We start from the raw sequence: 23,658 nt of genomic DNA, 5'->3' as shown, positions 1-23,658 counted from the left end.
ATCACGGGCTCAATCCGGGGATGGGATGGCCGCTCGCGGTTTCGGCAGGGCTCATGGAACGAAGCCCGACTGCGCTGTTTGGAGCGCTGGGCGCTCTATCGGCCGGCCATCTGCTGGCGACATTCCTGGTGCTCCTGCCGTTCGCGCTGTTGCTGACCCTGGCCGAATGGCAGCGTCCGATCCAACTCGGCGCGAGCCTCCTCGTGATTGGTTTCGGCATCTTTCGCTTCATCAACAGGCGCCATCCGCGGGCACTGGCGCGGATACCGCCAACGCAGCTGGCGCTGTGGTCGTTTGCCATCGCTCTTGCCCATGGCGCCGCGTTGATGCTGGTGCCGATCTATCTCGGGCTATGCCAGGTCGCGGACCTCGACGTCGGCCACCAAGCAGCCGGCTCCCTCATCACGGCAAATCTTGCGATGGCGGTGTTGGTTTCGCTTGCGCACGTCGTCGCAATGGTCTTCGCGGGTGGTTGCCTTGCGTGGCTGGTCTACCGCTATCTCGGTCTTAAGTTCGTGTCGCGAAGCTGGTTCAATCTGGACGCGGTCTGGGCCGCGAGCCTCATCTTCGTTGGCGCAGCCGCGCTCGCACTCAATCTCGCGAGCTGGCGATGAGCCCTACGTCGCCAATGGCCACTCTCCGATGATGTGAAAGCGTGCCGCTGCGTTTTCCTGTCGGAACAGCGCGATGCGGTCGATGGCGAGCGTCACAAGGCGCAGCTCGGCAAACCGCTTCCGCAGCATCTCGACGATCGGCCCACGCCGCTCCGCATCGAGCCGGCCCGTGAGCGTCATGTGAAAGCGGAATTCTTCCATCACGTAGGGGTAGCCCCAGCGATCGAGATAATCGCGCTGCCGCTCGGGCAGCCTATCCGGGTTGCGCCTCGCGCGATCGTTCGCCGTCAGCGGCGCACGAAACGCATCGAAATCGCGCACGCAATCGGCGGCGAGCTGTGTCAATTCGCCGACGGGCTCGGCCGGGATCACCGCAATGAAGCCGCTGATGGAATCCACGATCGGACGAATCACGGGGATCGGCCGCGGCTTGCCAGCGAACGCTGCGCACGCCGCTACCAGTTCGGCCTCGGTCTTGCCCCCCGCCAGCGCCATCGGCGCCTTCAGCGTGCCGTGAAAACCATATTTGCGGGGATCGGCCGTGACGTCATGCCAATCGGTTGCAAGGTGCAGCGCCTCTGCAGGGAAGGGCGACTCGCGGCCGCCATGGGCATCATAGCCGAGCAGCCCGGCGCCGAAGCGCGATAGCACGCTCTCGGCATCGGCGGCATAGTAGATCGCGTAGCGGGGAAAACCTGTCATCGCCTCAGCTATAGCGGGTTTAGACGGCGGCGACAGCCTCACGCGGCGCCGCGGCTGAGCCCAGCAGGCGCGAGCCATCGGTGAGGTGGACGAGCTTGCCTGCAGCGATCACCGCGACCACCCGCGGCCGCAGCGGCACGGTGTCGTCGACCAGCAGGATGTCGGCGCGCCGTCCTTCCTTGATCGTTCCGCGATCGGACAGGCCCGCGGCCTCTGCCGGAGCTTCCGAGATCAGCTTCCAGGCCTGCGCCAGCGGCAGCACGCCATCGGCCGCGAGCCGGAAGGCGGCGAGCAGTTGCGCCGGATAGTAGTAGTCCGAGGCCAGCACCGAACAGAGTCCCTTGGCGATCATGTCGGAGGCTTTGGTCCAGCCAGTATGGCTGCCGCCGCGCACCACGTTGGGCGCGCCGTAGATGATGGCGTCGCCGGCCTCCGCGGCCGCGCGCGCCGTCTCTTCGTTGACCGGAAATTCGGCGATCGTGGCGCCCATGTCACGATACGCCTTGCGCACCGCCGGTGTCGAATCGTCATGCGAGAGCATCCGTACCTCGGCCGCGCGGGCCGCCGCAGCAAGCCGCGCGGTCGTCGCCGGGACGTCCGCCGCGCGAGCGGCGACGCGACCGACCAGCTCTTCGAAAGCCGTGTCGGACAGTCCGGTCCGGTCAACCAAGCGGCCGCGCTTGTTCGGCTTTGAAAGATCGCGGATGGTCGCAGCCATGTGATCGTTGAAGGCGAACAGATCGATCCGTCCTTCGGCGAGCCATTGGCCGATCTCGTCCTCCGCGTCGAGATTGTAGGTCTCGTGCCGCAGATGGAAGCGGGTATCGGCGGCAAATTGCGGCCGCAAGCGTTCGATCGCCACCAGCAGGCGCCGTGCATTGTCGCCAGAGCGCAGGCCCGGCTCCCACGACCAGGTCGTGCCGTGGAAGACGGTGGTGATGCCGTTGCTGATCACCTGCCGGTCGCTGTCGGCGAGCGCCACGTCGATCGGGAAGTCGACGCCAGGGCGCGGCATCATCTGCCGCTCGAAGGCATCGCCATGCAGGTCGACGATGCCCGGCAAGACCAAAAGACTCCGGGCGTCGATCGCAAGTGGCGCACGTGCGCGGCCGCGATCGATTGCTGCAATTTCCTGCCCGGACAGGACGAGTGAGGTTTCGACGATCTCCGAGCCGATCAGTGCCCGGCCGCCTTCAAGATAAATTTCAGTCACGCGGGGATGCTTCGCTTGCTGGGAGAGGACTGGTTGGCAACGATCCGTGCTTCGTACTTTGCGAGGAAATCTTCAATCCCAAGCTTGCGGAAATCAGGCAAGGCCTCACGCAAGCTTTCGTGATGCCAGTCCCACCAGGCGAGCCTTGCCAGGCGGTCGGCGATCTCGTCGGAGAACCGCCGTCGGACCGGACGGGCCGGATTGCCGGCGACGATGGTGTAGGCGGGGACGTCCTTGGTGACGATGGCGCCTGCGGCTACCACGGCGCCGGTGCCGATATTGCGGCCTGGCAGCACGATCGCGCCATGGCCGATCCAGACATCATGACCGATGTAAACGTGATGCTGGCGCCGCCAGTCGAAGAACTCGGCCTCGTCGCTCTCGCCCGGAAAGTAGGCACTCGCACGATAGGTGAAATGCGCCTGGCTGGCGCGTTGCATCGGGTGATTGCCAGGATTGATACGCGTCATCGCTGCGATCGAGCAGAATTTTCCAATCGTCGTGTAGGTGATCTGCGAATCGTTCACGACGTAGGAATAGTCGCCCATCGTCACCTCGTGCAGGATCGTGCGCGCGCCGACCTCGCAATAGGCGCCGAGCTTGATCTCGTGAAGCTTGGCCGTGGAATCGATGGTCGGTTGGACCGAAAGCGCTTTGGCGACCATGATGCGTCCGTCAACGGGAGAGGGGCGTTCGTCTTCGAGCGCCTTGATGACGATGTCATGACGAAGAGATGACGGGGGATGGCGTGCGTAGCATCGCCGCACTGCCCTGCCCCTGTCACACAAATGTAAAGCGGCGGCGTTAGCGGTTGGGCCCAGCTAGTTGGGAGCTCCTGCATGCTGGTGCTTGAAGGTCTGACGTGCCGCTTCGGCACAAAAGCCGCGGTGGACAGTGCTTCGTTTGAGGTTGCTCCCGGCGGCTTTGTCGGCGTGATCGGCCGCTCGGGCGCCGGCAAGTCGACCTTGCTGCGGACCATCAACCGCCTGGTGACGCCTACGGAGGGGCGCATCCTGTTCGACGGCGTCGACGTCACCGCGCTGCGCGGCAAGGAGCTGCGGCAATGGCGCGCCCGCGCCGCGATGATCTTCCAGCAGTTCAATCTCGTCGGCCGCCTCGACGTGCTCACCAACGTGCTGATGGGCCGCCTTGCCGCGATGCCGGCCTGGCGCTCGCTGACGCAGGCCTGGCTAGAGGAGGACAGGGCGCTGGCGATGTCGGCGCTCGAGCAGTTCGACATGGCCTCGCTCGCGGCGCAGCGCACCGACCAGCTTTCCGGCGGCCAGCAGCAGCGCGTCGCGATCGCTCGCGCACTGGTGCAGCAGCCTGATCTCATCCTCGCCGACGAGCCGATCGCCTCGCTCGACCCGCGCAACACGAAAATCGTGATGGATGCGCTGCTGCGCATCAACAAGCATTTCGGCATCACCGTGATCTGCAACCTGCATTCGCTCGATCTGGCGCGCAGCTATTGCGACCGTCTGATCGGCATGGCGGCGGGCCGCGTGGTGTTCGACGGCGCGCCGTCGGCGCTCACCGAGCACGTCGCGCGTGAGCTCTACGATCTCGAAGCCAGCGAAGTCATGGGTGGCGTGCCACTGCCGGCGCCCGAAGCCGTTCCAGCGCTCGGCAGCGCTGCCGCCGCCTGAGCCCCGACCCAAGTTTTTGCGTTTACCGCGTCCAACCGATCAAGAGGGTATCATGATCACTCGTCGCATCGTACTTGCCGGCGCCGCCGCGCTGGCCTTCACCGTATCTGCGTCTGCCGAAGACTGGAAAGCGAAATATCCGGAGCTGACATTTGCCGTTGTCCCGGCCGAGAACGCCTCGGGCGTCACCGAACGCTGGGCTCCGTTCATGACCTACCTCTCGAAGGAACTCGGCGTAAAGGTCACGCTGCGGATCGCCAATGACTACGCCGCCGTGATCGAAGGTCAGCGTGCCGGCAACATCCAGATCGCAAGTTATGGGTCGGCCTCGTTTGCGCGCGCCCGGCTGACCGGCGTCAAGACGGACGCCTTTGCGAGCGATCTGAACGCGGATGGCGGCACGGGCTATTATTCGGTGTTCTTCGTCAAGGCGAACAGCCCCTACAAGAGCATTGACGAGCTGAAGGGCAAGAACCTCGGCCTGGTCGATCCGAATTCGACCTCAGGCAACAACGTGCCGCGCTTCGAGCTCGACAAGATGGGCATCGCGGATGTCGACACGTATTTCAGCAAGGTCGTCTTCACCGGCAGCCATGAGAATGCGATCCTTGCCTTGGCGCAGGGCACGGTCGATGTTGCCGCCAACCAATGGACCAGCGACGACGATTCCACCCTGGCGCAGATGCTGACCAAGGGCATGCTGAAGAACGCCGACGGCTCGCCGATGAAGAAGGACGATTTCCGCATCATTCACAAGTCGGCGCCGATCATTGGCCCTTCGATGTACGCCTATAGCTCCGACCTCCCCGATGACCTGAAGGCTGCGATCGCCAAGGCATTCTTCGACTCGCCCACCAAGGACAAGGCTGCGTTCGATCGGCTCTCGGACGGCCAGAAAAAGGGTTTTCATCCCGCGACCACCAAGGATTGGGATGGCACGATCGAGCTGATCAAGTTCGTCGACGCGCTACGCAAGAAGAAGGCGTCCTGATATTCGGGACGACGCACTGGAGCCGGGTCAATCGACCCGGCTCTTCTTTATGACCGGCTGGTGATCCCAACCACATGACGATCGCGGTCTCGATCCTCCCCGAGCACCAACTTGCTGCACTGAATGCCGCTTATGGCCAGGCGGTGGCGCGCAAGCGGCTGCGGCTTCTGCTGGGAACGGCGCTGTTCACCGTCGCGCTGCTGATTGCAGCGATCGGGGCCGAGGTGAACGTCCGGACGCTCTTCACCTATTTCGGCAATTTCGTCAGCTATTTCGATCGCATCCTCACGCTCGAAAATGGCCAGCGCGTCTGGACCGACGTCGGTGAATGGCTGTGGGGCTGGCGCAAATGGCTGAAGATGTTGGGTGAGACGCTGCTGATCAGCTATGTCGGCACGCTGATCGGCGCGGTCTGTGCCTTCTGCCTGAATTTTTTCGCCGCGGAGAACACGTCGCCGGCGCCCTGGCTGCGCTTCACGGTTCGCCGCCTGCTCGAATTCGCCCGCACCGTGCCGGGCATCGTGTTTGCGCTGATCTTCGTCATGGCCTTCGGGCTCGGGCCGATGGCCGGCGTGCTGGCGATCGCCATTCACTCAACCGGCGCGCTCGGCAAGCTGTTCGCCGAGATCGTAGAGAATGCCGACATGAAGCCGGTCGAAGGCGTGCGCTCGACCGGCGCGAGCTGGCTCTCGTGCATGCGCTTTGCCGTGCTGCCGCAGGTCTCGGCCGGCTATGTCAGCTACGCGCTGCTGCGCTTCGAGATCAACGTCCGCGAATCCTCGGTGATGGGTTTCGTCGGTGCCGGTGGCGTCGGCCAGGAGCTCGTGGTCGCGATCCGAAAATTCTACTACTCCGACGTCAGCGCGATCCTGCTGATGATCGTGCTCACGATCTTCGTCATCGACATCACGACTGGCTGGTTGCGTGCGCGGCTGTTCGGCAGGGATGCACGGTCATGAAGCAGTTCGAGAAGCCCGACACCGCAGCGCTGCGGACGAAATATCCCGAGGCCTTCGAGCGGCCGGCGGCCGCGCGTCTGGCGATGCCGGCGATGATTGTGGCCGCGCTCGCCGTCTTTATCTTCGGCCTGCAGGATCTCGGCTTCGAACCGGCGAAGTTCATCGCGGGCCTCAAGCAGCTCGGCTGGATCACCATGATGATGATCCCGCCCGATCCCGGAACGTCGTTGCCGCTCTATCTGAAGGCGCTCGGCGAGACGCTGTCGATCGCGCTGCTCGGCACAACGCTGGCCGCAACGCTGGCGCTGCCCGTTTCCCTGCTCGCGGCGCGCAACATCGTGCCGCCGAACATCATCCGCTTTCCGGTGCGCCGCTTCCTCGACTCGATCCGCGGCGTCGATACGCTGATCTGGGCGCTGGTCTGGATCAATGTCGTCGGGCTCGGGCCGTTCGCCGGCGTGCTCGCGATCATGGTCTCGGACTTCGGCGCGCTCGGTAAGTTGTTTTCGGAGGCGATCGAGGCGGCCGACAAGAAGCAGGTCGAGGGCATCAGGGCGTCAGGGGGCAACGCCTTGCATGAGATCCGCTTCGGCCTGATGCCGCAGGTGCTGCCGGTCATCGCCGGCCAGGTGCTCTACTTCATCGAATCGAACACGCGCTCGGCCAGCATCATCGGCATCGTCGGTGCCGGCGGCATCGGGCTTCAGCTCGCCGAGCAGATCCGCGTGCTGGAATGGCAGAAGGTGTCGTTCCTCGTGCTCATGATCCTGGTCGCTGTCGCCGCGATCGATTTCATCTCCGGCAAGCTGCGCTTTGCCATCATCGGCAGGCGGGCTGTGGCATAGAGCGGCTGCTCTCGTAGGGTGGGCAAAGCAAAGCGTGCCCACCGCTTCTGTCGCGACCTCGGAGAGAGGGTGGGCACGGCGCAAGTGCGCCTTTGTCCACCCTACGATTCCACCAAGAACTCCACCCGCTCCGCCGCAAATCGCGAGCGTTTCGTCACCAGCGGCTTGCCGTCCGGATCGAGGTCGGTGGAATCGACCACCAGGATCGGGCGTCCGAGCGCGAGATCGAGCCGCGCGGCGTCGGTCGCGTCGACGATGCCGGCGGTGATCCGGGTCGAGCCGCGGCGGTAGTCGCGGACGCCGTAATGCGCGAGCAGCTTTGTCATCGAGCGTGTGGCGGCGAATACCGCGCCCGCATCAGGAAAGAGTTCGGCTGATAGCCAGGACGTCGAGACGCAGATCGGCGTGCGGTCCGCCAAGCGCACGGATTCGATCCGGACCAGCCGCGCCCCGGTCTTCACGCCGAGCTCCCGCGCGAGCTCCCGGCTCGCCACGTCCTCCGACGCCTCGATCAACTGTCCGCGCGGCTCGCGGCCGCCGGCGCCGACGATCTCCGAGAAGCGCGTACGCGAGCGCAGTGGATAGGCGAGCTTCTGCGCCTCGACATAGGTGCCGCTGCCACGCTCGGCGCGCACCAGGCCGCGCTCGGCAAGGGCCGCCAGCGCGCGCCGCACCGTATGGCGGTTCACACGATAGGTCTCGGCGATCTCCATCTCGCCCGGCAGCTTCTCGCCGGCCGCGAAGCGGCCGTCGGCGATGCCGCGCTCGATGCCGTCGGCGACCAGGCGCCACAGCGCGACGCCGGAAGAGGCGGTGTCCTGAAGGCTCATAATGGGGAACAGCCTATCCCGAAAATCATACGGTTGTCACGAAACAGTCATGGCGCTTCCTTATCAAGTTGTCTATTATCATAGACAACTTGAATTCGGCAAGCCTGGTGGAATGACGTGACCCCGCAAGACAGCCTCACGACGCGGCGCAAGGCGGCGATGGCCGTGCTGGCGCACGCCGAACCCGGCGACATCGCCGAGCGTCTCAGCACAATCGCGCTGCCGCAACACGACGACCTGCGCGCGCCAGAGAACGGCCTGGTGATGCTGCGCGGCCGCGTCGGTGGCGACGGTGCGCCGTTCAACCTGGGCGAAGCCACCGTGTCGCGCGCCGCGGTGCGGCTTGCGAGCGGCGAGGTCGGTTTCGGCTATACGCTCGGCCGCGACGGTGAGAAGGCCAGGCTGATCGCGCTCTGCGACGCGCTCGTGCAGTCGGTAGAATTTGGTGCCCTCGTCGAACGTGAGGTCGTCGCGCCGCTGCGCGCGGACCTGCACGCGCGGCAGGCGCAGCGCGGCGCGCAGACGGCCGCAACGAAGGTTGATTTCTACACCATGGTGCGCGGTGAGGGGTGAGGCCATGACCACGATTGCGGAGCTGCCGCCGGGTTTCGCCGACAAGGTGTTGTCGGCGCAATCGACCTTTCGTTCGGTCATGGACGCGATGGCGCGGCCGGGCTCGGTCCAGCGCATCGTGCCGGTCGCAGGCACGCCCGGTCCCATGATGCGCGGGACCGCGGCGATCGCGCTCACATTGTTCGACCACGATACGCCGCTCTGGCTCGATGCGCGAATGTCGGAGAACTCCGACGTCCCAAAATGGCTGAAATTCCATACCGGCGCGCCGGTGATCCAGGATGCTTCGGTCGCGAGCTTTGCGCTGATCGCCGACGGTGCCATGCTTCCTTCACTCGAGCGATTTGCGCTCGGAAGTAACGAATATCCGGATCGCTCGACCACGGTGATCCTGCAAGTGGAGAGCCTCGACGCAGGGGGCGCCTTCGAGCTTCGTGGCCCGGGTATCGACGGCGTGACGACGCTTCACGTAGCAATCAGGCCGGCCGACCTCTTCGTGCGCCTACGCATCAACGAGGCGCTGTTTCCGCGTGGCATCGACGTGGTGTTGGTCGCCGACGACGCCGTGGTTGCGATCCCCCGTACCACGTGTGTCGCGAACAAGGGGAGCCAGTAGCATGTATGTCGCAGTCAAAGGTGGCGAACGTGCCATCGAGAACGCCCATCGCCTGCTCGCGCATGCGCGGCGTGGCGACCAGAGCGTACCCGAAATTTCGCTCGACCAGATTTCCGAGCAGCTCGGTCTTGCCGTCGATCGCGTCATGAGCGAAGGCTCGCTCTATGACCGCGAGCTTGCGGCGCTCGCCATCAAGCAGGCGCGCGGCGATCTGATCGAGGCAATCTTTTTGGTCCGCGCCTTTCGTGCCACCCTGCCGCGCCTTGGCGCAAGCGAGCCGGTCGATACCGGTGCCATGCGGGTGCAGCGGCGGGTGTCTTCGACCTTCAACGATATTCCGGGCGGCCAGATTCTCGGGCCGACCTTCGACTACACGCACCGCCTGCTCGATCCGACGCTCGCCGAGGGATTTGTGCCCGAGGCGCCGGCGACGGCAGAGGCGTCGACCGCGGCCACGCCGCGCGTGACGGACATCCTGGGCCGCGACGGGCTGATCGAGGCCTCGCCGCAAGCTGAAGACGGCGCGAGCGTCGGGGATCTCACGCGCGAGCCGCTGAATTTTCCGGCCGACCGCGACCTGCGCCTGCAGAATCTCGCGCGTGGCGACGAAGGTTTTCTGCTGGCGATGGGCTACTCGACGCAGCGCGGCTACGGCCGTAACCATCCCTTCGCCGGCGAGATTCGCTTTGGCGAGGTCGAGGTCGATTTCTTCGCCGAGGACGTCGGTTTTGCCGTGCCGCTCGGCGCCATCGAGCTCACCGAATGCCAGATGGTCAACCAATTCAAGGGCTCGGCCACGGAAGCGCCGTGCTTCACCCGCGGCTATGGCCTCGCCTTCGGCCAGAGCGAGCGCAAGACCATGTCGATGGCGCTGGTCGATCGCGCGCTTCGCGCACGCGATCTCGGCGAGGAGGTGCTTGCGCCCGCGCAGGACGAGGAATTCGTGATGTCGCATTCCGACAACGTCCAGGCGACTGGCTTCGTCGAGCATCTAAAGCTGCCTCATTATGTCGACTTCCAGTCCGAGCTCGGCTTGCTGCGCAAGCTGCGGCAGGAATTTGCCGAGGCCAATGACGTCGAGGCGATGAAGGAGGCTGCGGAATGAACGCGCCTGCCTACAACTTCGCCTATCTCGACGAGCAGACCAAGCGGATGATCCGCCGCGCGATTCTGAAGGCCATTGCGATACCCGGCTATCAGGTCCCGTTCGCCAGCCGCGAAATGCCGATGCCCTATGGCTGGGGCACCGGCGGCGTGCAGGTCACGGCCGCGATTCTCGGACCGGATGACGTGCTGAAGGTGATCGATCAGGGCTCCGACGACACCACCAACGCGATCTCGATCCGGAAATTCTTCGCCAAGACCGCCGGCGTCGCCACGACGACCGCGACGGAAGTGGCAACCGTGATCCAGACTCGTCACCGCATCCCGGAGACGGCGCTCGGGCCGAACCAGGTGCTCGTCTATCAGGTGCCGATCCCCGAACCCCTGCGCTTCCTCGAGCCACGCGAGACCGAGACGCGCCGCATGCATGCGCTCGCCGAATACGGCCTGATGCACGTCAAGCTCTATGAGGACATCGCGCGGTTCGGACATATCGCGACCGCCTACGCCTATCCGGTGAAGGTGAACGCGCGCTACGTGATGGACCCGTCACCGACGCCGAAATTCGACAATCCCAAGATGGACAATTGCCCGGCGCTGCAGCTCTTCGGCGCCGGTCGCGAAAAGCGCATCTATGCGATCCCGCCTTACACCCAGGTGGTGTCGCTCGATTTCGAGGATCATCCGTTCGAGCCCTATCGCTTCAACGCGCCCTGCGCGCTGTGCGGCGCCGAGAATTCGTATCTCGACGAGATCGTCACCGACGACAAGGGCGGCCGCATGTTCGTGTGCTCCGACACCGATTTCTGCGAGGAACGTCAGGCAGCCGGCCATCACGGCAGCCTGAGCGCCGCGCCGTACAAGGAGAAGGCGCAGGGGGAATCAAATGGCTGAGCCTGTGCCTGAGAACGATCAGCCGCTGCTGGTCGCGGAAGCCTTGAGCAAATCCTACGGCAAAATCGCGGCCTGTCGCGACGTCTCCTTCGCGCTCTATCCCGGCGAGGTGCTGGCGATCGTCGGCGAATCCGGCTCCGGCAAGTCGACGCTGCTCCAGCTCCTGTCGGGCCAGCTGTCCGCGAGCGGTGGGCGCGTCGCCTACCGGATGCGCGATGGCGTGACACGCGATCTTGCAACGCTGGGCGAGGCCGAGCGGCGTTTCCTGTTCCGCACCGATTGGGGCTTTGTGCACCAGGATCCCGCGCAGGGCCTGCGCATGGCGGTCTCCGCCGGCGCCAATGTCGGCGAACGACTGATGGCCGTAGGATGGAATCACTACGGCCGCATCCGCGACACCGCCTCGAGCTGGCTGGAGCGCGTCGAGATCGACGTCGCACGGATCGACGATGCACCGCGCACCTATTCCGGCGGCATGCGCCAGCGCCTCCAGATCGCCCGTAACCTCGTCACCGAGCCGCGCCTCGTCTTCATGGACGAGCCGACCGGCGGCCTCGATGTCTCCGTGCAGGCCCGCCTGCTCGACCTCTTGCGCAACCTGGTTGCCGAATTGCATCTCGCCGTCATCATCGTCACCCACGATCTCGCGGTGGCACGGCTGCTGTCGCATCGCGTGATGGTAATGAAGGGCGGACGGGTCATCGAGACTGGCCTGACCGACCTGGTGCTCGACGACCCGCGCGAGCCCTATACTCAACTTCTCGTCTCCTCGATTCTGCCGCCATGAGCCGCCCGATGACCGCCATGATCGACGTCGCCAACGCGCAAAAGACATTTACGATGCACCTTCAGGGTGGCGTCGAGCTCCCTGTCGTGCGAGGCGTGACGTTCCACGTCAATCCCGGCGAATGCGTCGTGCTCTCCGGTCCGTCGGGCGCGGGCAAGTCGTCGATCCTGAAAATGATCTTCGGCAATTATCGCTGCGACGGCGGCCGCATCGGCATCCGCCATCGAGGTAACCTGATCGATCTTGCCAGCGCCGAGCCGCGTCAGATCCTCAACGTCAGGCGTGACACGATCGGCTACGTTAGCCAGTTCCTCCGCGCGGTGCCGCGAGTCGCGACCATCGATGTCGTCGCCGAGCCGCTGATCGCGAGCGGCGTGGCGCGACCCGAGGCACGACAGCGCGCGGGCGCTCTTTTGCATCGCCTCAACATCCCCGAGCGACTCTGGCAGCTTCCGCCCGCCACCTTCTCCGGCGGCGAGCAGCAGCGCGTCAACATCGCGCGTGGCTTCATTCCGGAGCTGCCGATCCTGCTGCTCGACGAGCCGACCGCCTCGCTCGATGCCGCCAACCGCGCCGTTGTCGTCGAGCTGATCGCAGGGAAGAAGCGCAGGGGCACAGCCATGGTCGCGATCGTCCATGACGACGAGATACGCCATCTGATCGCCGACCGTATCGTCGACGTCACCAGTTTTGCCGCCGCGGCCTGAAGGATTTGGAAATGAACGCGAAGCCGAATGAAACCGTGATCGCCAACGCCAGGATCGTGCTGGCTGATGGCGTGATCGAGCAGGGCTGGATCGCTCTTGCGAACGGGCGCATTGCCGAGATCGGCGAGAGCGGGGCGCCCGCGGGCGCCGAGGACGCCGGCGGCGACCTGATTGCGCCGGGCCTGATCGAGCTGCATACCGATCATCTCGAAGCGCACTACGTGCCAAGGCCAAAGGTGTTCTGGGATCCCGTCGCCGCCGTCATCTCCTATGACGGGCAGCTTGCGACGTCAGGCATCACCACGGTACTCGATTCGCTGCGGGTCTGGCGCGAGGACGGCGCGGAGGAGGTCGACGGCCGTGCCGGCACGCTCGCCGCTGCGATCTCCGCGGCGCGCCAGAGCAATCTCCTGCGCGCCGATCACTTCCTGCATCTGCGCTGCGAGATTCCGATGCCGAGCGTCGTCGAGGAGGCCAAGGAGCTGATCGGTCGTCCCGACGTGCGGTTGATGTCGCTGATGGACCACACGCCCGGCCAGCGCCAGTTTCGCGACGAGGTCAAGCTGCGCGACTACTACCGCGGCAAGGGTGGTGGCATGACCGACGCCCAGCTCGACGAGCTCTTTGCCAGACGCTTCACCTACCAGCAGACCTATGCCGCGACGAACATGCGAGAGATCGTGGCGCTTGCGCAGGAACACAAAATTCCGCTGGCGAGCCACGACGACACCACCGAGGAGAACGTCACCGATGCGATCCGCGACGGGGTCGCTGTCGCGGAGTTTCCGACCACGGTGGAAGCTGCGCGCGGCCTGCACGCAGCCGGCATCGACATTTTGATGGGCGCGCCAAATGTGGTGCGCGGCGGCTCGCATTCGGGCAACATCGCCGCCATCGATCTCGCGCGCGAGGGGCTCCTGGACATCCTGTCATCTGACTACATTCCGTCGAGCCTCTTGATGGCCGCGCTGCAACTGCCGCAGCATGTGCCGGCGATCAGCCTCCCGGCCGCAATCCGCACGGTGACGAAGGCACCGGCGGAGGCCGTCGGGCTCACCGATCGCGGCGAGATCGCGGTCGGCAAGCGCGCCGACTTGATCCGCGTCCACGTTGCAGGCAGCGTTCCCGTCGTTCGCAGCGTCTGGCGGGAAGGAGGGCGCGTCGCATGAGCGAGAGCCTGTCGATTGCACCACAGGAGACCGCGATCGGCCCTGGACGCCTGGTTTTGGTCGTTGGTCCGAGCGGTGCCGGCAAGGATACGCTGCTTGGTCTTGCCAAAGCCGCCCTCACTGAAGCTCACGATGTGGTCTTTCCGCGCCGGATCGTGACGCGGGAGGCGTCTGCTGCCGAGGACAATGTGTCCGCGACTCCGGACGAATTTCGCCGCGGGCTGGACCACGGGGATTTCGCTGCGCATTGGGAGGCACATGGCCTCTCATACGCCCTGCCGGTCGATATCAACGACGATATCCGCGCAGGCCGCACGGTCGTCGTCAATGTCTCGCGCACGGTGATCGACGCGCTGCGCCAGGCCTATGCCAACGTCGTGGTGGTCGCGATCACGGCGCCGCCGGACGTCCTTGCCCAGCGTCTCGCCGCGCGGGCGCGACGCAGCGACGGCAACATTACGGAGCGACTCAGCCGCAACGTCGATGACGCTGCGGCGCATGCCGACGTCACGATCGTCAACGCCGGCAGCGCTGATTATCATGGCCGGCAGCTTGTCCGCGTGATCCGCAACGAATGCTGGCGCGAATAGCAAAGGAGCAGGTGGAATGACGGTGATTACGACGGTCGAAGAGCTCGAAGCCATTTATGGCGCCACCAACGACGCCTCGACCGTGAAGGTCGCCGATCACGTCACCCCGCTCTATCGCGTCTTCATCGAGACATCGCCCTTTGCCGCGCTGGCCACCATTGGCCCCGAGGGCATCGATTGCTCGCCGCGCGGCGATCTGCCCGGCTTCGTGCGCATTCATGACCCGAAGACGCTGATGCTGCCGGACCGCCGCGGCAACAACCGCATCGATTCCCTGCGCAACATCGTCCGCGATTCGCGCGTCTCGCTGATGTTCCTGATCCCCGGCTCCGGCAACGCGATCCGCGTCAATGGGCGGGCCCACATCTCGGTCGATCCCGATCTGCTGGCCTCCTTCAAGGTCGATGGCAAGGCGCCGCGCAGCGTCATGGTGATGACCATCGACGAGCTCTATTTTCAGTGCGCCCGCGCCATCGTCCGCTCCGATCTCTGGAATCCCGACAAGCGGGTCGATCCCAAGTCCTTGCCGACGCCCGGTCAGATCCTCGCCGAAATGAGCGAGAACAAGGTCGGCGGCGAAGAGTACGACCGCGCCTGGCCCGCGCGCGCGGCCGCGACGATGTGGTGATTCCTTTCCTACTCGTGGAAGCTCCCGTCACCCGGAGTTCAAGCTGCGCTTGAATTCCGACCTCTCCCCGCAAGCGGGACGAGGTGACGCCGCGGCGAGATGATTCCGTTTGCTGGTGCTGATGCGCAGAGAAGCGGCCGCACGCCGCCGCGCGAAATATGGATAGCCATTTCATTGACCGATCGGGTCAATCGCCCGATATTCCGAGCATCGAAACTGCTCCATGAGCCGAAAGCCCATAATGAGAACGACTGACCAGCGAGTTCAAGGCGACATGCGCAAGGGCATGACGCATCGCTGTTTCTCTGCGGCGACCGGCCCCTGTTGTTGCTGCTGACCGTCGCTTCAGCACGCCCTCTTCACAAAATTTCAAGGACAGGAACGCCGACGTCCTCGGCGAACGAGCAGCCATGACCCAAGCCTACATCATTGAAGTCCACGACCGCACCGCCGGCATCATCGCGCGCGATGAGCGCGGCTTTCGCTTCTTCTCCTCCGAGCGGCTGTTCGACAGCCTCGAAGGCCGCCAGTTCCGTTCGGCCCGCGATGCCGAGCGCGCCGCACGCGCCGTATTCACCGAGCGGCGCCATCTTATCAATCAATCGCTCTTCGTCTGAAGCGGCGACGACCAGGAATCATCTGCCATGATCACACGACGATACGTCCTGACTGCTGCGTTGGTCCTCGCGACTGCGCTGGCGGCTCCCGCGCGCGCCGAAGACAAGCCGACCGAAATCCGCATCGGCACGCAGAAGGGCGGCTTCTTTCCGGCGATCCGCCAGCGTCACACGATCGAGGATACCTTCAAGCCGCTGGGCATCGAGATCAAATGGGTCGACTTCCAGTTCGGTCCGCCTCTGCTGGAAGCCATCAATGTCGGCAGCGTCGATTTCGGCTTTGTCGGCGACACCCCGCCGATCTTCGCGCAGGCCGGCGGCGCCAAGATCCGCTATGTCGCCGCGGTGACGTCTGACGGCACTTCGCAGGCGATCATCGTGCCGAAGGATTCGCCGATCCATTCGCTCTCCGACCTCAAGGGGAAGCGCGTCGCCTTCGGCAAGGGATCGAGTGCGCATAATCTTCTGGTTGCGTCACTCGAGAAAGCCGGCCTCACCTGGAGCGACATCACGCCGGCGCCGCTCGCGCCGGCCGATGCGACAGTGGCGTTCGTCAAGGGCGCGGTCGATGCCTGGTCGATCTGGGACCCGTATTTCGCGCTTGCCGAGCTGAAGGAGAACGCGCGCGTGATTGCGCTCGACAAGGACATCGGCAAGCCGAACGCCTTCTACATCGCTGGCTCCGACTTCGTCGAAAAATATCCGTCGCTGGTCGGAAAGCTCAATGCGACGTTTGCGGCCGAGGGGGCTTGGGCCGAAAGCCACCACGAGGAAGTTGCGAAAGCGCAGACCGAGGCTACCGGCGTGGACATCGAGGCGGTCAGGCGCTTCGTCGGCCGCTCGAATTATCGTGTCGTGCCGCTAGATGCGGAGGTGATCAGGAGCCAACAGGCGGTCGCCGACCGCTTCGCAAAGCTCGGTCTGATCCCGAAACCGGTCAACGTCACCGATATCGTCTGGAAGTGGAATTCGGGTTCCTGAACCCGAACGTCCGCGTCCCTCAGCTCCGGTGGCGCGCCCTTGTGCGTGCCGCCTTCTTTGCGGCGGCGGAGCGAGCCTTCGCGCCCTTGGTGCGGCTCGCCTTGCGCGCGGCTGCCGAACGTGACGCTGCACTGCGTCGGCTCGCGGCGCGCTTGGCCTGCTTCGAGAGCGAGCGGTGTGAAGCGGTCGAGCGCGGCTCCTTCTTCAGCACATTCTCCACGGCGCGTGAAACGCGTGGCCGGCGCTTCGGATGCCGTTTGCCCTGGCCGGCCTCATAGGCATATTTGGCGCTGCGGCGCGTCGCCTTCTTTGTACGTCCCTTGCGGGGCGGCGGCAGGTCGACGCCGGCGCGTCGCGCCTCCGAAAGACCGATGGCGATGGCCTGGCGCGTCGAACGCGCGCCATGCTTGCCCTTGCGGATCTTGTCGATCTCGTCCTTCACGAATTCGCCGGCCTGCGTGCTTGGCGATTTGCCTTCGCGTTTGTCCTGCCTGGCTTTGCGAATGATTTCTTGTCTTGGCATGGGTCAAGTTCCCTTCGGCATTGACGAGGGCTTCCTGACCGCAACGCGCAGAATGGCAGATTGATCCTCTTTAGCCCTTCAACGCCGCCAGCAGCTCGTCGGGGCGCTCGGCCATGATCATGTGGCCCGCGCCCGGCACCACGATGGTCTTCGCATGCGCCATTGCGGCGGCCAGCGCCTTGCCGGCTTTCGCTGGCGTCATCATGTCCCGTTCGCCGAGGATGACCGTCGCCGGCACCTTCACGGTCGCGGCAGCGGCGAGCGCATTCGTGTAGGAATTGCAGGCGGACAAATCCTTGAACAGCACGCCCGGCTCGCAGTGTTTCAACACGGCCTGCGCGCCGCCATGCATCCACAGGCCCGGTGCGAGGCTGCCGCCGAGCTCGGCCTTGAAGCCGAGGCCCCAGATCGAAACCATGTCGATGGCGTCCTGGTCGTTGCCCTCTGCCGCCTTCAACAGGTCAGGCCCGACCGTCATGGTTGCGGCCGTGCCGATCAGGCTCAGCGCCGAGACCTTGTCGGCGTGGCGCGCCGCGGTCTCCACTGCGATCAGGGATCCCATCGAATGGCCGATCAGATGCGCCTTCGCAACGCCGGCCGCGCCGAGCAGGGCGGCGGTCCAGTCGGCCATCTCGGCAATGCTGTTGAGCGAAGGGCCTGCGGAGCGGCCGTGGCCGGGCAGGTCGGGGGCCAGCACGGAATAGCCGTGATGGGCGAACCACCGCGTATGCAAGGCCCAGGTCGAGTGATCAAAACCCGCGCCGTGGATGAACAGCACGGTCGGCAGCGACTTGTCGAATTCGCGGCCGCCGGTTGCGACAAACACCTCGGCGCCGTTGACGGAGAGCTTCATGGCTTTCAGACCTTTTGCGAGATGCGTAGCGCTTGGGCGAGATCGTCGATGATGTCGGAGGCCGTCTCGATGCCGACCGACAGCCGCACCAGCTCTTCCCCGATGCCGGCCGCCTTGAGCTGCTCGGCATCCATCTGCTGATGCGTGGTGCTCGCGGGATGGATCACCAGCGTCTTGGCATCGCCGACATTGGCGAGGTGGCTGATCATGCGCAGCGCCTCGATGAACTTGCGTCCCGCTGCGCGGCCACCCCTGATGCCGAAGGAAACGATCGAGCCGGCGCCGCGCGGCAGTAGTTGCTTGGCGAGGTGATAGTCCGGGTGGGTCTCCAGTGAGGGATGCAGCACCCAGTCGACGGCCTTGCTGGACTTCAGTGCGTCCAGCACGGCGTGCGTGTTCTCCATGTGGCGGTCCATGCGAACGGGCAGTGTCTCGACGCCCTGCAGGAGCTGGAATGCGTTGGTCGGCGACATGCAGGCGCCGAAATCGCGCAGGCCTTCCGTGCGCGCACGCATGATGAAGGCGGCCGTGCCGAACTGCTCGTCGAAGACCATGCCGTGATAGCCGGCATAGGGCTCGGTGAGCACGGCGAACTTGCCCGATCCGCGCCAGTCGAAGCGGCCGCCATCGATGACGGCGCCGCCGATCGCGATGCCATGGCCGCCGATCCACTTGGTCGCCGAATGCATCACGATGTCGGCGCCAAGCTCGATGGGACGGCTGAGATAGGGCGTGGCAAAGGTGTTGTCGATCAGGAGCGGAATTTTCGCATCATGCGCGATATCGGCGACCTTCGGGATATCAAGCACCTCCAGCCCCGGATTGCCGATGGTCTCGCCGATCACGAGCTTGGTGTTCGGCCTGATCGCGGCACGGAACGCATCGTGGTCGCGCGGCTTCACGAATGTCGTGGTGATGCCGAAGCGCGGCAGCGTGTGTGCGAGCAGGTTGATTGTGCCGCCATAGAGCGAACTCGAAGCCACGATGTGGTCGCCGGCATTGAGAAGTGTGGCGATGGCCAGATGCATCGCCGCCTGGCCGCTGGCGGTGCAGATCGCGCCGACCCCGCCGTCCAGCGCCGCAAGCCGCTCCTCCAGCACGCTCGTGGTCGGATTCGAGATGCGCGTGTAGATGTGTCCGGCGCGCTCCAGATTGAACAGCGCCGCCGCATGATCCGTATCCTGGAACACGTAGGACGTGGTCTGATAGATCGGCACCGCGCGAGCGCCGGTCGCCGGATCCGGATGCTGGCCCGCATGCAGGCTCAGGGTTTCGAAGGCAGGCGGCTTGGGTGCGGGCATGCTTGGCCTCGTTTGTCGGGTCGGCGGGGATAGCCGTTGTGCCACAAAACGGCGTGCTGCGTCAGCCTGTCGTTGACTGGGGCGATTACGGCGAGATGATGCGGTCGCGCATCGCGATCATCACGGCCTGCGTGCGGGTCACTGCGCCGAGCTTTTCGCAGCAGCTCTTGATGTGGGCCTTCACCGTACGTCCGGTGATGCTCAGGGCATCGGCGATCTCGTCGGTGGATCGGCCAAGCGCAGCGTGTGTCAGCACCTCGCGCTCGCGCAGTGACAGTGCAAGCTGCGGAACGTCAGGCCGGCCGCGCAGCCGCAGCGCCCGGTCGAAGGCGTAAAGCGCCATGAGGTGGAGCGCGGGCAGTTCGCGTTCCGGCAGTTCGATCGCGGCGCCGCCGAAATAGACCTGCCCCATGCGGCCGGTGGGCGAGGCGACCGGGATCATGAAGCCGTCCACCATTCCGAAGTCGCGGGCGCGCCGTACCAGCTCGGCGGCGCGCGGCTCCCGCTCCGGATCATAGGGCGCCTCCCTGAACCAGCGGAACGGCCGCACGGTCGCCTTGCAATGGCGCAGCGCCGGATCGTTCCACACGTACCGCCCCTCCGAATACATATCCAGGAAGCCGGCCGGCAACCGTTCGGCAAGAATGGCCTCGCGCGCAGGCTCCGTCGACAGCGGGGCAATGTAGGCGCAACAGAAATACTCGAAGCCGTGCTGGTCAAGCACACGCCCCATCGCGTCGAGAACGCTGGCTGCGTCGAGAAGCGTCCCGACCTTCTCGACGAATTCGAACGCGCGACTGCGGATCACGTCCATCCAGCATCCTCCGAGTGGACTTTGGCAGATCATCGTTGCGCGACCCGGCCCACGAATCGAGTGTAGGACGGCGACGCCGCACCCGCAATCAGCGGAGGCCAGCTACGCGCCCGCGAGTCCTCTCGGGCTGGTGACTTGCGTTTCGATCGCAAATTGCCGATGGAATTCGTCGCGCTCGAAGATCAGACGAAGGGACAATCCGAATGACTGCCGAAACCACCATGACTGCCGACGTAGTTGGGTTGACCAGGGTCGCGCCGGTCTCGCGCCGCGCCTTCATGAGCGCGACCGCCGCGGTCGCCGCGGGTTACACGCTCGCCGCGGGACCCGTCCGCGCCGACGTCATCGCCACCGACACGACCGGCCTTCAGGCTGGCGATGCCGTGATCAAGGTCGGCGAGGGCGAAATGCCCGGCTACTATGCGCGTCCGGCCGGCGTCAGCCGCCCGCCGGTGGTCCTCGTGGCGATGGAGGTCTTCGGCCTGCACGAATACATCAAGGACGTGACGCGGCGCCTCGCCAAGCTCGGCGCATTGGCGATCGCGCCCAATTATTACCCCAACAAGGGGCCGGACCTGACCAAGATCACCGACACCAAGGAGCTCCTGCCCGTCGTCAACGCCAAGCCGGATGCCGAGCTTTTCGCCGATCTCGATGCCACGGTCGCCTGGGCCGCGTCGCAAGGCGGGGACACCAACAGGCTCGGCATGGTCGGATTCTGCCGCGGCGGGCGCTACGTCTGGGAATATGCCGCCCATAGCGATGCGCTGAAGGCCGCCGTCGCCTTCTACGGCTCGATCGTCGATCCCGCCAATCCGGTGTGGCCAAAGAGCCCGCTTCAGCTCGCACCCGAGATGAAGGCGCCTGTGCTCGGCCTTTATGGCGAAGCCGACACCGGCATTTCGGTCGCGCAGGTGGAGCAGATGAAGGCCGCCCTCGCGCAGAACAAGAAGACGGCCGAATTCAAGATCTACAAGGATGCCCCGCACGGCTTCCACGCGGACTACCGCCCCAGCTATCGCAAGGACGCGGCTGAGGATGCCTGGGCCCAGACGCAGGCCTGGTTCAGGAAGTATGGCGTGCTGAGCTGACAGCTACGTGCGCCGCGCGCGGGCGGCGTCATGCGCCGCCCGTCACGCTGACCTACTCGCTCACCCCTGATCCTTCTTCCGCCGGACCGGAGATGCCGAGCCGCTGGGCAATCGTGACCAGTAGAGCCACCGATTGAACGTTCAGTTTCTCCATGATCGCTTGGCGATGCGCCTTGATCGTTCGCTCCGCGCAGCCAAGCTCGCGCGCGGCATGCTTGTTTGTCTTGCCCTGTACAATGATCTCGAAGACCTGCCGCTGGCGCGGGCTCAGCGTCGACAGTCGGGCCCGAAGCACATCCAATTCGCCTTTTCGCGCGCGTTCTGTCGCGTGGCGCGTCATCGCCGCTTCGATTGCACTCAGTAGCTCCGTGGAACCGACTGGCTTGGTGAGGAAGTTGTCCGCTCCCGCCTTGATCGCTTTCACCGTGAGGCTGATGTCCGGGTAGCCGGTCAGAAACACAATGGGCAGCGTCGAGCCGAGCTCGGTCAAACGGCTTTGAAGCTCAGGGCCGCTCAAGTCAGGCATCCGGACATCCAGAAGAATGCAGCCACCGGCATCCAGGTCTGGCGGCTGGTCCAGCAACTGCTGAGCCGATGCATAAGTGACGACGCGGTAGCCGGTCTTTTCCAATAGTCGTCGGATAGCTGTTCGGAATGACACGTCGTCATCCACGACATGAATGATGCCGCGCATGTTTCTCCTGGGACGAAAAGTAGCTGTGCTTGCCTGTTATTCTTGTTTGTCCGTACAGCGCCTTCACGCCCGGCCAAGTCTTCTTGGATATGATGATCCTTGGATGTGATCTATCGATTCTGGATTGTCGAAGGCTAATTAAATCTACGAAAGCTGAGAAGTGATCTTCTGATCGCGAATGCCTGCCATGTGCACGATCAAGCAAAGTGGTTTTCGATTACCGATGAAGCGCAGAGCACAGGATCGCATCTGTTGGATCGCGGTCATGTCCGCGATAGCGTGTCGCTTTTTCTTGCCACAAATTAACGAGGCTTCGGCACCCAACCCGGATAGAAGGCGAGCGGCGGGGCTTCTTAAAAGCCAAGACGACAATTGTGAAGTTTGACGAACAGGAGCGCGGTACGCTGAAGCGTGCCGGCTTTTCCGTGGCGGACGACCACGAAGCGGCTTACCTCGAAGCCCTCGTCGCGATCGGTGCGCACGACGACGAGACCTTGTGGCTGACGATTACTTTGCCGAACTCCACGCGTGTCGTGTGCGCCTTGCCGCGCGATGAGACGATCGTCGCCATCGATGAGAACGGCTGACGCCGGTCCCCAAGATCACTTGCGCCGGTCTCGCGGCTGCCGGAGACCATCGTGGGATAGGGCTCGCCGGCCGGAAAGGCCTAGCGGCGGGCGGCGATCGCCGTCAGTTCCAGCTTGACGCCCGGGCCGAGATCCGCGACGCCGACCGCGGCACGCGCCGGCAGATGCTCCGCGGTGAAATAACGCTTCCACACCTGGTTGAGTGCCGCCTTGTCGGCGAGATCAGTCACGTAGATCGTCACCTGCAGAACGCAGGAGAGATCGGAGCCGGCCCCCTCGAGCAGGGTCTTCAACTGGCGAAGCACGTCGTCGGCCTGGCCCGCCATGTCGAGCCCGGCATCCTCGGGAACGACGCCGCCGAGATAGAGCACGCCATTATGCTCGACGATCTCGTGGAGCAGTCCTTCATAGGGCAGGGAGCGTTTGATCAACATGGCATCCGTGAGGTGCAGGACGGGACATCGTCGGCGAATGGGGAAGACTGGTGCTGCCGGACAGGATTGAACTGTCGACCTCTCCCTTACCAAGGGAGTGCTCTACCACTGAGCTACGGCAGCAAATGCTGGCAAAGAATCGGGCCGCGACGTGGGCCCGCCAAGCGGGGCGATGTCTGCCACAAGCCCCCCTTCTGCGCAAGCGCGCTTGCCCTGCGAAATCGATAAATCGGCCCGGTTGCGTACCCGAAGCGGCTAATTTGACCCGAAATGACCCGCTTTGGGGCGATTTGGTTCCGCAAAATCCCCAGCCAACTGGCCAGTTGGCCGCAACCCTGAATTCGACCAATTCTGGCCGCTTCGTTGCTTCGGCCGGCCACCGCCTCTTGAGCTGTCCTCGATCGATGGCAGGATGCCATCGATCATGATGATGGGCCCGTGATGACCGAAAACGACGACAAGACGCGATCAGGGGGCGCCCGGCAGGATCGGCTGAAATCGGCGCTGCGTGAGAACCTGAAGCGGCGCAAGGCGCAGGCGCGCGAGCGCGCCGGGGCCGGTCCCTCGCGGGAGGACGAACCAACCCCGGATGAGGAGATCGCCGGTAAGGCCGGCGGCTAGATTTTTTGGAATGAGCGAGAGCGGTGATGGCGCAGGATGGACCGGAACGAACCGACAGGGACACACTGATCTCGCACTTCTCACGCCCCGAGCAGACCTTTCCGACCCTGATGCCGGCCGAGATCGAGCGCCTGCGCCAATTTGGTGAGATCAGGCATTACGAGAGCGGCGAGCTGCTGTTCGAGACCGGCAAGCGCGGGCCGGGCATGTTCGTGGTGCTGTCGGGCCGTGTCGCCATCACCCAGCGCGACGGGCTTGGTCACGTCACGCC

At 64.6% G+C, this 23,658-nt stretch carries 30 protein-coding genes and 1 tRNA gene; 20 read left to right on the top strand and 11 right to left on the bottom strand.

Annotated features, from left to right (window positions below; genetic code table 11):
- Positions 1-20 precede the first annotated feature (20 nt).
- A complete protein-coding gene (locus SO139_RS16070; protein WP_449378174.1) occupies positions 21-614 on the top strand; it encodes a hypothetical protein in 594 nt (197 codons plus the stop codon).
- A gap of 3 nt (positions 615-617) precedes the next feature.
- Here the strand turns inward: SO139_RS16070 and SO139_RS16065 are convergent, their stop codons facing one another.
- The 3 genes from SO139_RS16065 to SO139_RS16055 are packed head-to-tail and all read right to left on the bottom strand — an operon-like array spanning position 618 to position 3,194.
- Positions 618-1,316 carry a DUF1045 domain-containing protein gene (locus SO139_RS16065; protein ID WP_449378173.1) on the bottom strand — a complete coding sequence of 233 codons (699 nt, stop codon included), beginning with the start codon at positions 1,314-1,316 and terminating at the stop codon, positions 618-620.
- 19 nt (positions 1,317-1,335) lie between these two features.
- Complete coding sequence (locus tag SO139_RS16060; RefSeq protein WP_449378172.1) at positions 1,336-2,529, bottom strand: alpha-D-ribose 1-methylphosphonate 5-triphosphate diphosphatase; 1,194 nt, start codon at positions 2,527-2,529, stop codon at positions 1,336-1,338.
- Positions 2,526-3,194, bottom strand: a complete 669-nt coding sequence (locus tag SO139_RS16055; RefSeq protein ID WP_449378171.1) for an LbetaH domain-containing protein — start codon at positions 3,192-3,194, stop codon at positions 2,526-2,528. The genes SO139_RS16060 and SO139_RS16055 overlap by 4 nt, the downstream gene beginning before the upstream one ends.
- A 174-nt stretch (positions 3,195-3,368) precedes the next feature.
- Here SO139_RS16055 and phnC point away from each other — a divergent pair, with 174 nt between their 5' ends.
- From phnC to phnE (SO139_RS16035), 4 genes are all read left to right on the top strand, one after another.
- Positions 3,369-4,178 (top strand): phosphonate ABC transporter ATP-binding protein, encoded by an 810-nt coding sequence (phnC, locus tag SO139_RS16050; RefSeq protein WP_449378170.1) that lies wholly within the window; start codon positions 3,369-3,371, stop codon positions 4,176-4,178.
- Between the two features lie 52 nt (positions 4,179-4,230).
- Positions 4,231-5,169 (top strand): phosphonate ABC transporter substrate-binding protein, encoded by a 939-nt coding sequence (gene phnD / locus SO139_RS16045; RefSeq protein ID WP_449378169.1) that lies wholly within the window; start codon positions 4,231-4,233, stop codon positions 5,167-5,169.
- A gap of 74 nt (positions 5,170-5,243) precedes the next feature.
- Positions 5,244-6,128, top strand: a complete 885-nt coding sequence (phnE, locus tag SO139_RS16040; RefSeq protein WP_449378168.1) for a phosphonate ABC transporter, permease protein PhnE — start codon at positions 5,244-5,246, stop codon at positions 6,126-6,128.
- Positions 6,125-6,973: a phosphonate ABC transporter, permease protein PhnE gene (gene phnE, locus SO139_RS16035; RefSeq protein ID WP_449378167.1), complete on the top strand. Its 849-nt coding sequence runs from the start codon at positions 6,125-6,127 to the stop codon at positions 6,971-6,973. The genes phnE (SO139_RS16040) and phnE (SO139_RS16035) overlap by 4 nt, the downstream gene beginning before the upstream one ends.
- A 101-nt stretch (positions 6,974-7,074) precedes the next feature.
- Here the strand turns inward: phnE (SO139_RS16035) and phnF are convergent, their stop codons facing one another.
- Positions 7,075-7,803, bottom strand: a complete 729-nt coding sequence (phnF, locus tag SO139_RS16030; protein WP_449378166.1) for a phosphonate metabolism transcriptional regulator PhnF — start codon at positions 7,801-7,803, stop codon at positions 7,075-7,077.
- Between the two features lie 159 nt (positions 7,804-7,962).
- On the opposite strand from phnF, the gene phnG reads away from it, so the two are divergent.
- From phnG to SO139_RS15975, 11 genes are all read left to right on the top strand, one after another.
- Positions 7,963-8,376 carry a phosphonate C-P lyase system protein PhnG gene (gene phnG / locus SO139_RS16025; protein WP_449378262.1) on the top strand — a complete coding sequence of 138 codons (414 nt, stop codon included), beginning with the start codon at positions 7,963-7,965 and terminating at the stop codon, positions 8,374-8,376.
- A 4-nt stretch (positions 8,377-8,380) separates the two neighbouring features.
- The gene (gene phnH / locus SO139_RS16020) at positions 8,381-8,992 is read left to right on the top strand and encodes a phosphonate C-P lyase system protein PhnH (protein WP_498540222.1); all 612 of its coding nucleotides are present in this window, start codon (positions 8,381-8,383) and stop codon (positions 8,990-8,992) included.
- Between the two features lies 1 nt (position 8,993).
- Positions 8,994-10,097 (top strand): carbon-phosphorus lyase complex subunit, encoded by a 1,104-nt coding sequence (locus SO139_RS16015; RefSeq protein ID WP_498540221.1) that lies wholly within the window; start codon positions 8,994-8,996, stop codon positions 10,095-10,097.
- Positions 10,094-10,990, top strand: coding sequence for an alpha-D-ribose 1-methylphosphonate 5-phosphate C-P-lyase PhnJ (locus tag SO139_RS16010; RefSeq protein ID WP_449378163.1), 897 nt, complete (start codon positions 10,094-10,096; stop codon positions 10,988-10,990). Before SO139_RS16015 ends, SO139_RS16010 begins: the two co-directional genes overlap by 4 nt.
- The gene (gene phnK / locus SO139_RS16005) at positions 10,983-11,777 is read left to right on the top strand and encodes a phosphonate C-P lyase system protein PhnK (protein ID WP_449378162.1); all 795 of its coding nucleotides are present in this window, start codon (positions 10,983-10,985) and stop codon (positions 11,775-11,777) included. The genes SO139_RS16010 and phnK overlap by 8 nt, the downstream gene beginning before the upstream one ends.
- A gap of 8 nt (positions 11,778-11,785) precedes the next feature.
- Complete coding sequence (phnL, locus tag SO139_RS16000) at positions 11,786-12,484, top strand: phosphonate C-P lyase system protein PhnL (protein ID WP_449378161.1); 699 nt, start codon at positions 11,786-11,788, stop codon at positions 12,482-12,484.
- Between the two features lie 11 nt (positions 12,485-12,495).
- A complete protein-coding gene (locus SO139_RS15995; RefSeq protein ID WP_449378160.1) occupies positions 12,496-13,653 on the top strand; it encodes an alpha-D-ribose 1-methylphosphonate 5-triphosphate diphosphatase in 1,158 nt (385 codons plus the stop codon).
- Positions 13,650-14,243, top strand: a complete 594-nt coding sequence (phnN, locus tag SO139_RS15990; RefSeq protein ID WP_449378159.1) for a phosphonate metabolism protein/1,5-bisphosphokinase (PRPP-forming) PhnN — start codon at positions 13,650-13,652, stop codon at positions 14,241-14,243. Before SO139_RS15995 ends, phnN begins: the two co-directional genes overlap by 4 nt.
- A gap of 16 nt (positions 14,244-14,259) precedes the next feature.
- Positions 14,260-14,871: a pyridoxamine 5'-phosphate oxidase family protein gene (locus SO139_RS15985; protein WP_449378158.1), complete on the top strand. Its 612-nt coding sequence runs from the start codon at positions 14,260-14,262 to the stop codon at positions 14,869-14,871.
- Positions 14,872-15,281: 410 nt separating this feature from the next.
- Positions 15,282-15,488: a hypothetical protein gene (locus SO139_RS15980; RefSeq protein ID WP_449378157.1), complete on the top strand. Its 207-nt coding sequence runs from the start codon at positions 15,282-15,284 to the stop codon at positions 15,486-15,488.
- Positions 15,489-15,515: 27 nt separating this feature from the next.
- A complete protein-coding gene (locus tag SO139_RS15975; protein ID WP_449378156.1) occupies positions 15,516-16,469 on the top strand; it encodes an aliphatic sulfonate ABC transporter substrate-binding protein in 954 nt (317 codons plus the stop codon).
- A gap of 19 nt (positions 16,470-16,488) precedes the next feature.
- Here the strand turns inward: SO139_RS15975 and SO139_RS15970 are convergent, their stop codons facing one another.
- The 4 genes from SO139_RS15970 to SO139_RS15955 all read right to left on the bottom strand — a co-directional run bounded on the left by SO139_RS15970 (position 16,489) and on the right by SO139_RS15955 (position 19,960).
- The gene (locus SO139_RS15970) at positions 16,489-16,992 is read right to left on the bottom strand and encodes a DUF6496 domain-containing protein (protein WP_449378155.1); all 504 of its coding nucleotides are present in this window, start codon (positions 16,990-16,992) and stop codon (positions 16,489-16,491) included.
- 70 nt (positions 16,993-17,062) lie between these two features.
- Positions 17,063-17,845: an alpha/beta fold hydrolase gene (locus SO139_RS15965; protein WP_498540220.1), complete on the bottom strand. Its 783-nt coding sequence runs from the start codon at positions 17,843-17,845 to the stop codon at positions 17,063-17,065.
- Positions 17,846-17,850: 5 nt separating this feature from the next.
- Positions 17,851-19,146, bottom strand: coding sequence for an O-acetylhomoserine aminocarboxypropyltransferase (locus SO139_RS15960; RefSeq protein ID WP_449378153.1), 1,296 nt, complete (start codon positions 19,144-19,146; stop codon positions 17,851-17,853).
- A gap of 85 nt (positions 19,147-19,231) precedes the next feature.
- Positions 19,232-19,960, bottom strand: coding sequence for a helix-turn-helix transcriptional regulator (locus tag SO139_RS15955; protein WP_474800383.1), 729 nt, complete (start codon positions 19,958-19,960; stop codon positions 19,232-19,234).
- A 203-nt stretch (positions 19,961-20,163) separates the two neighbouring features.
- On the opposite strand from SO139_RS15955, the gene SO139_RS15950 reads away from it, so the two are divergent.
- Entirely contained in the window at positions 20,164-21,051 is an 888-nt protein-coding gene (locus SO139_RS15950) for a dienelactone hydrolase family protein (protein WP_449378151.1), read from the top strand.
- 52 nt (positions 21,052-21,103) lie between these two features.
- Here SO139_RS15950 and SO139_RS15945 read toward each other — a convergent pair whose 3' ends face one another.
- Positions 21,104-21,745, bottom strand: coding sequence for a response regulator transcription factor (locus SO139_RS15945; RefSeq protein WP_449378150.1), 642 nt, complete (start codon positions 21,743-21,745; stop codon positions 21,104-21,106).
- Positions 21,746-22,119: 374 nt separating this feature from the next.
- On the opposite strand from SO139_RS15945, the gene SO139_RS15940 reads away from it, so the two are divergent.
- A complete protein-coding gene (locus SO139_RS15940) occupies positions 22,120-22,332 on the top strand; it encodes a hypothetical protein (protein WP_449378149.1) in 213 nt (70 codons plus the stop codon).
- An 80-nt stretch (positions 22,333-22,412) separates the two neighbouring features.
- Here SO139_RS15940 and SO139_RS15935 read toward each other — a convergent pair whose 3' ends face one another.
- Together SO139_RS15935 and SO139_RS15930 are read right to left on the bottom strand one after the other, a co-directional pair.
- On the bottom strand, positions 22,413-22,763 hold the full coding sequence (locus SO139_RS15935) for a RidA family protein (protein ID WP_449378148.1): 351 nt from the start codon (positions 22,761-22,763) through the stop codon (positions 22,413-22,415).
- Between the two features lie 51 nt (positions 22,764-22,814).
- A tRNA-Thr gene (locus tag SO139_RS15930) sits at positions 22,815-22,889 on the bottom strand.
- Positions 22,890-23,207: 318 nt separating this feature from the next.
- On the opposite strand from SO139_RS15930, the gene SO139_RS15925 reads away from it, so the two are divergent.
- On the top strand, positions 23,208-23,387 hold the full coding sequence (locus SO139_RS15925; RefSeq protein WP_449378261.1) for a hypothetical protein: 180 nt from the start codon (positions 23,208-23,210) through the stop codon (positions 23,385-23,387).
- Between the two features lie 26 nt (positions 23,388-23,413).
- A partial coding sequence (locus SO139_RS15920; protein WP_498540219.1) for a cyclic nucleotide-binding domain-containing protein occupies positions 23,414-23,658 on the top strand: 245 nt, incomplete at its 3' end.

The sequence above is a fragment of the Bradyrhizobium sp. UFLA05-89 genome (assembly GCF_059803475.1).
Note: the sequence above shows the minus strand (reverse complement) of the source record. Positions and strands in the feature narration are given on the sequence as shown.

Bases quoted from the DNA above. Each gene is read 5' to 3' on its own strand.
- SO139_RS16070 (WP_449378174.1), top strand. From the start codon at position 21: ATGGGATGGCCGCTCGCGGTTTCGGCAGGGCTCATGGAACGAAGCCCG.
- SO139_RS16065 (WP_449378173.1), bottom strand. From the start codon at position 1,316: ATGACAGGTTTTCCCCGCTACGCGATCTACTATGCCGCCGATGCCGAG.
- phnD (WP_449378169.1), top strand. From the start codon at position 4,231: ATGATCACTCGTCGCATCGTACTTGCCGGCGCCGCCGCGCTGGCCTTC.
- phnL (WP_449378161.1), top strand. From the start codon at position 11,786: ATGACCGCCATGATCGACGTCGCCAACGCGCAAAAGACATTTACGATG.
- phnC (WP_449378170.1), top strand. From the start codon at position 3,369: ATGCTGGTGCTTGAAGGTCTGACGTGCCGCTTCGGCACAAAAGCCGCG.
- SO139_RS15955 (WP_474800383.1), bottom strand. From the start codon at position 19,960: ATGGACGTGATCCGCAGTCGCGCGTTCGAATTCGTCGAGAAGGTCGGG.
- SO139_RS15965 (WP_498540220.1), bottom strand. From the start codon at position 17,845: ATGAAGCTCTCCGTCAACGGCGCCGAGGTGTTTGTCGCAACCGGCGGC.
- SO139_RS16055 (WP_449378171.1), bottom strand. From the start codon at position 3,194: ATGGTCGCCAAAGCGCTTTCGGTCCAACCGACCATCGATTCCACGGCC.
- SO139_RS15980 (WP_449378157.1), top strand. From the start codon at position 15,282: ATGACCCAAGCCTACATCATTGAAGTCCACGACCGCACCGCCGGCATC.
- SO139_RS15970 (WP_449378155.1), bottom strand. From the start codon at position 16,992: ATGCCAAGACAAGAAATCATTCGCAAAGCCAGGCAGGACAAACGCGAA.
- SO139_RS15960 (WP_449378153.1), bottom strand. From the start codon at position 19,146: ATGCCCGCACCCAAGCCGCCTGCCTTCGAAACCCTGAGCCTGCATGCG.
- SO139_RS16010 (WP_449378163.1), top strand. From the start codon at position 10,094: ATGAACGCGCCTGCCTACAACTTCGCCTATCTCGACGAGCAGACCAAG.
- phnF (WP_449378166.1), bottom strand. From the start codon at position 7,803: ATGAGCCTTCAGGACACCGCCTCTTCCGGCGTCGCGCTGTGGCGCCTG.
- phnG (WP_449378262.1), top strand. From the start codon at position 7,963: ATGGCCGTGCTGGCGCACGCCGAACCCGGCGACATCGCCGAGCGTCTC.
- SO139_RS15975 (WP_449378156.1), top strand. From the start codon at position 15,516: ATGATCACACGACGATACGTCCTGACTGCTGCGTTGGTCCTCGCGACT.
- SO139_RS15925 (WP_449378261.1), top strand. From the start codon at position 23,208: ATGACCGAAAACGACGACAAGACGCGATCAGGGGGCGCCCGGCAGGAT.
- phnK (WP_449378162.1), top strand. From the start codon at position 10,983: ATGGCTGAGCCTGTGCCTGAGAACGATCAGCCGCTGCTGGTCGCGGAA.
- phnH (WP_498540222.1), top strand. From the start codon at position 8,381: ATGACCACGATTGCGGAGCTGCCGCCGGGTTTCGCCGACAAGGTGTTG.
- SO139_RS16015 (WP_498540221.1), top strand. From the start codon at position 8,994: ATGTATGTCGCAGTCAAAGGTGGCGAACGTGCCATCGAGAACGCCCAT.
- SO139_RS15995 (WP_449378160.1), top strand. From the start codon at position 12,496: ATGAACGCGAAGCCGAATGAAACCGTGATCGCCAACGCCAGGATCGTG.
- phnN (WP_449378159.1), top strand. From the start codon at position 13,650: ATGAGCGAGAGCCTGTCGATTGCACCACAGGAGACCGCGATCGGCCCT.
- SO139_RS15950 (WP_449378151.1), top strand. From the start codon at position 20,164: ATGACTGCCGAAACCACCATGACTGCCGACGTAGTTGGGTTGACCAGG.
- SO139_RS15945 (WP_449378150.1), bottom strand. From the start codon at position 21,745: ATGCGCGGCATCATTCATGTCGTGGATGACGACGTGTCATTCCGAACA.
- phnE (WP_449378168.1), top strand. From the start codon at position 5,244: ATGACGATCGCGGTCTCGATCCTCCCCGAGCACCAACTTGCTGCACTG.
- phnE (WP_449378167.1), top strand. From the start codon at position 6,125: ATGAAGCAGTTCGAGAAGCCCGACACCGCAGCGCTGCGGACGAAATAT.
- SO139_RS15985 (WP_449378158.1), top strand. From the start codon at position 14,260: ATGACGGTGATTACGACGGTCGAAGAGCTCGAAGCCATTTATGGCGCC.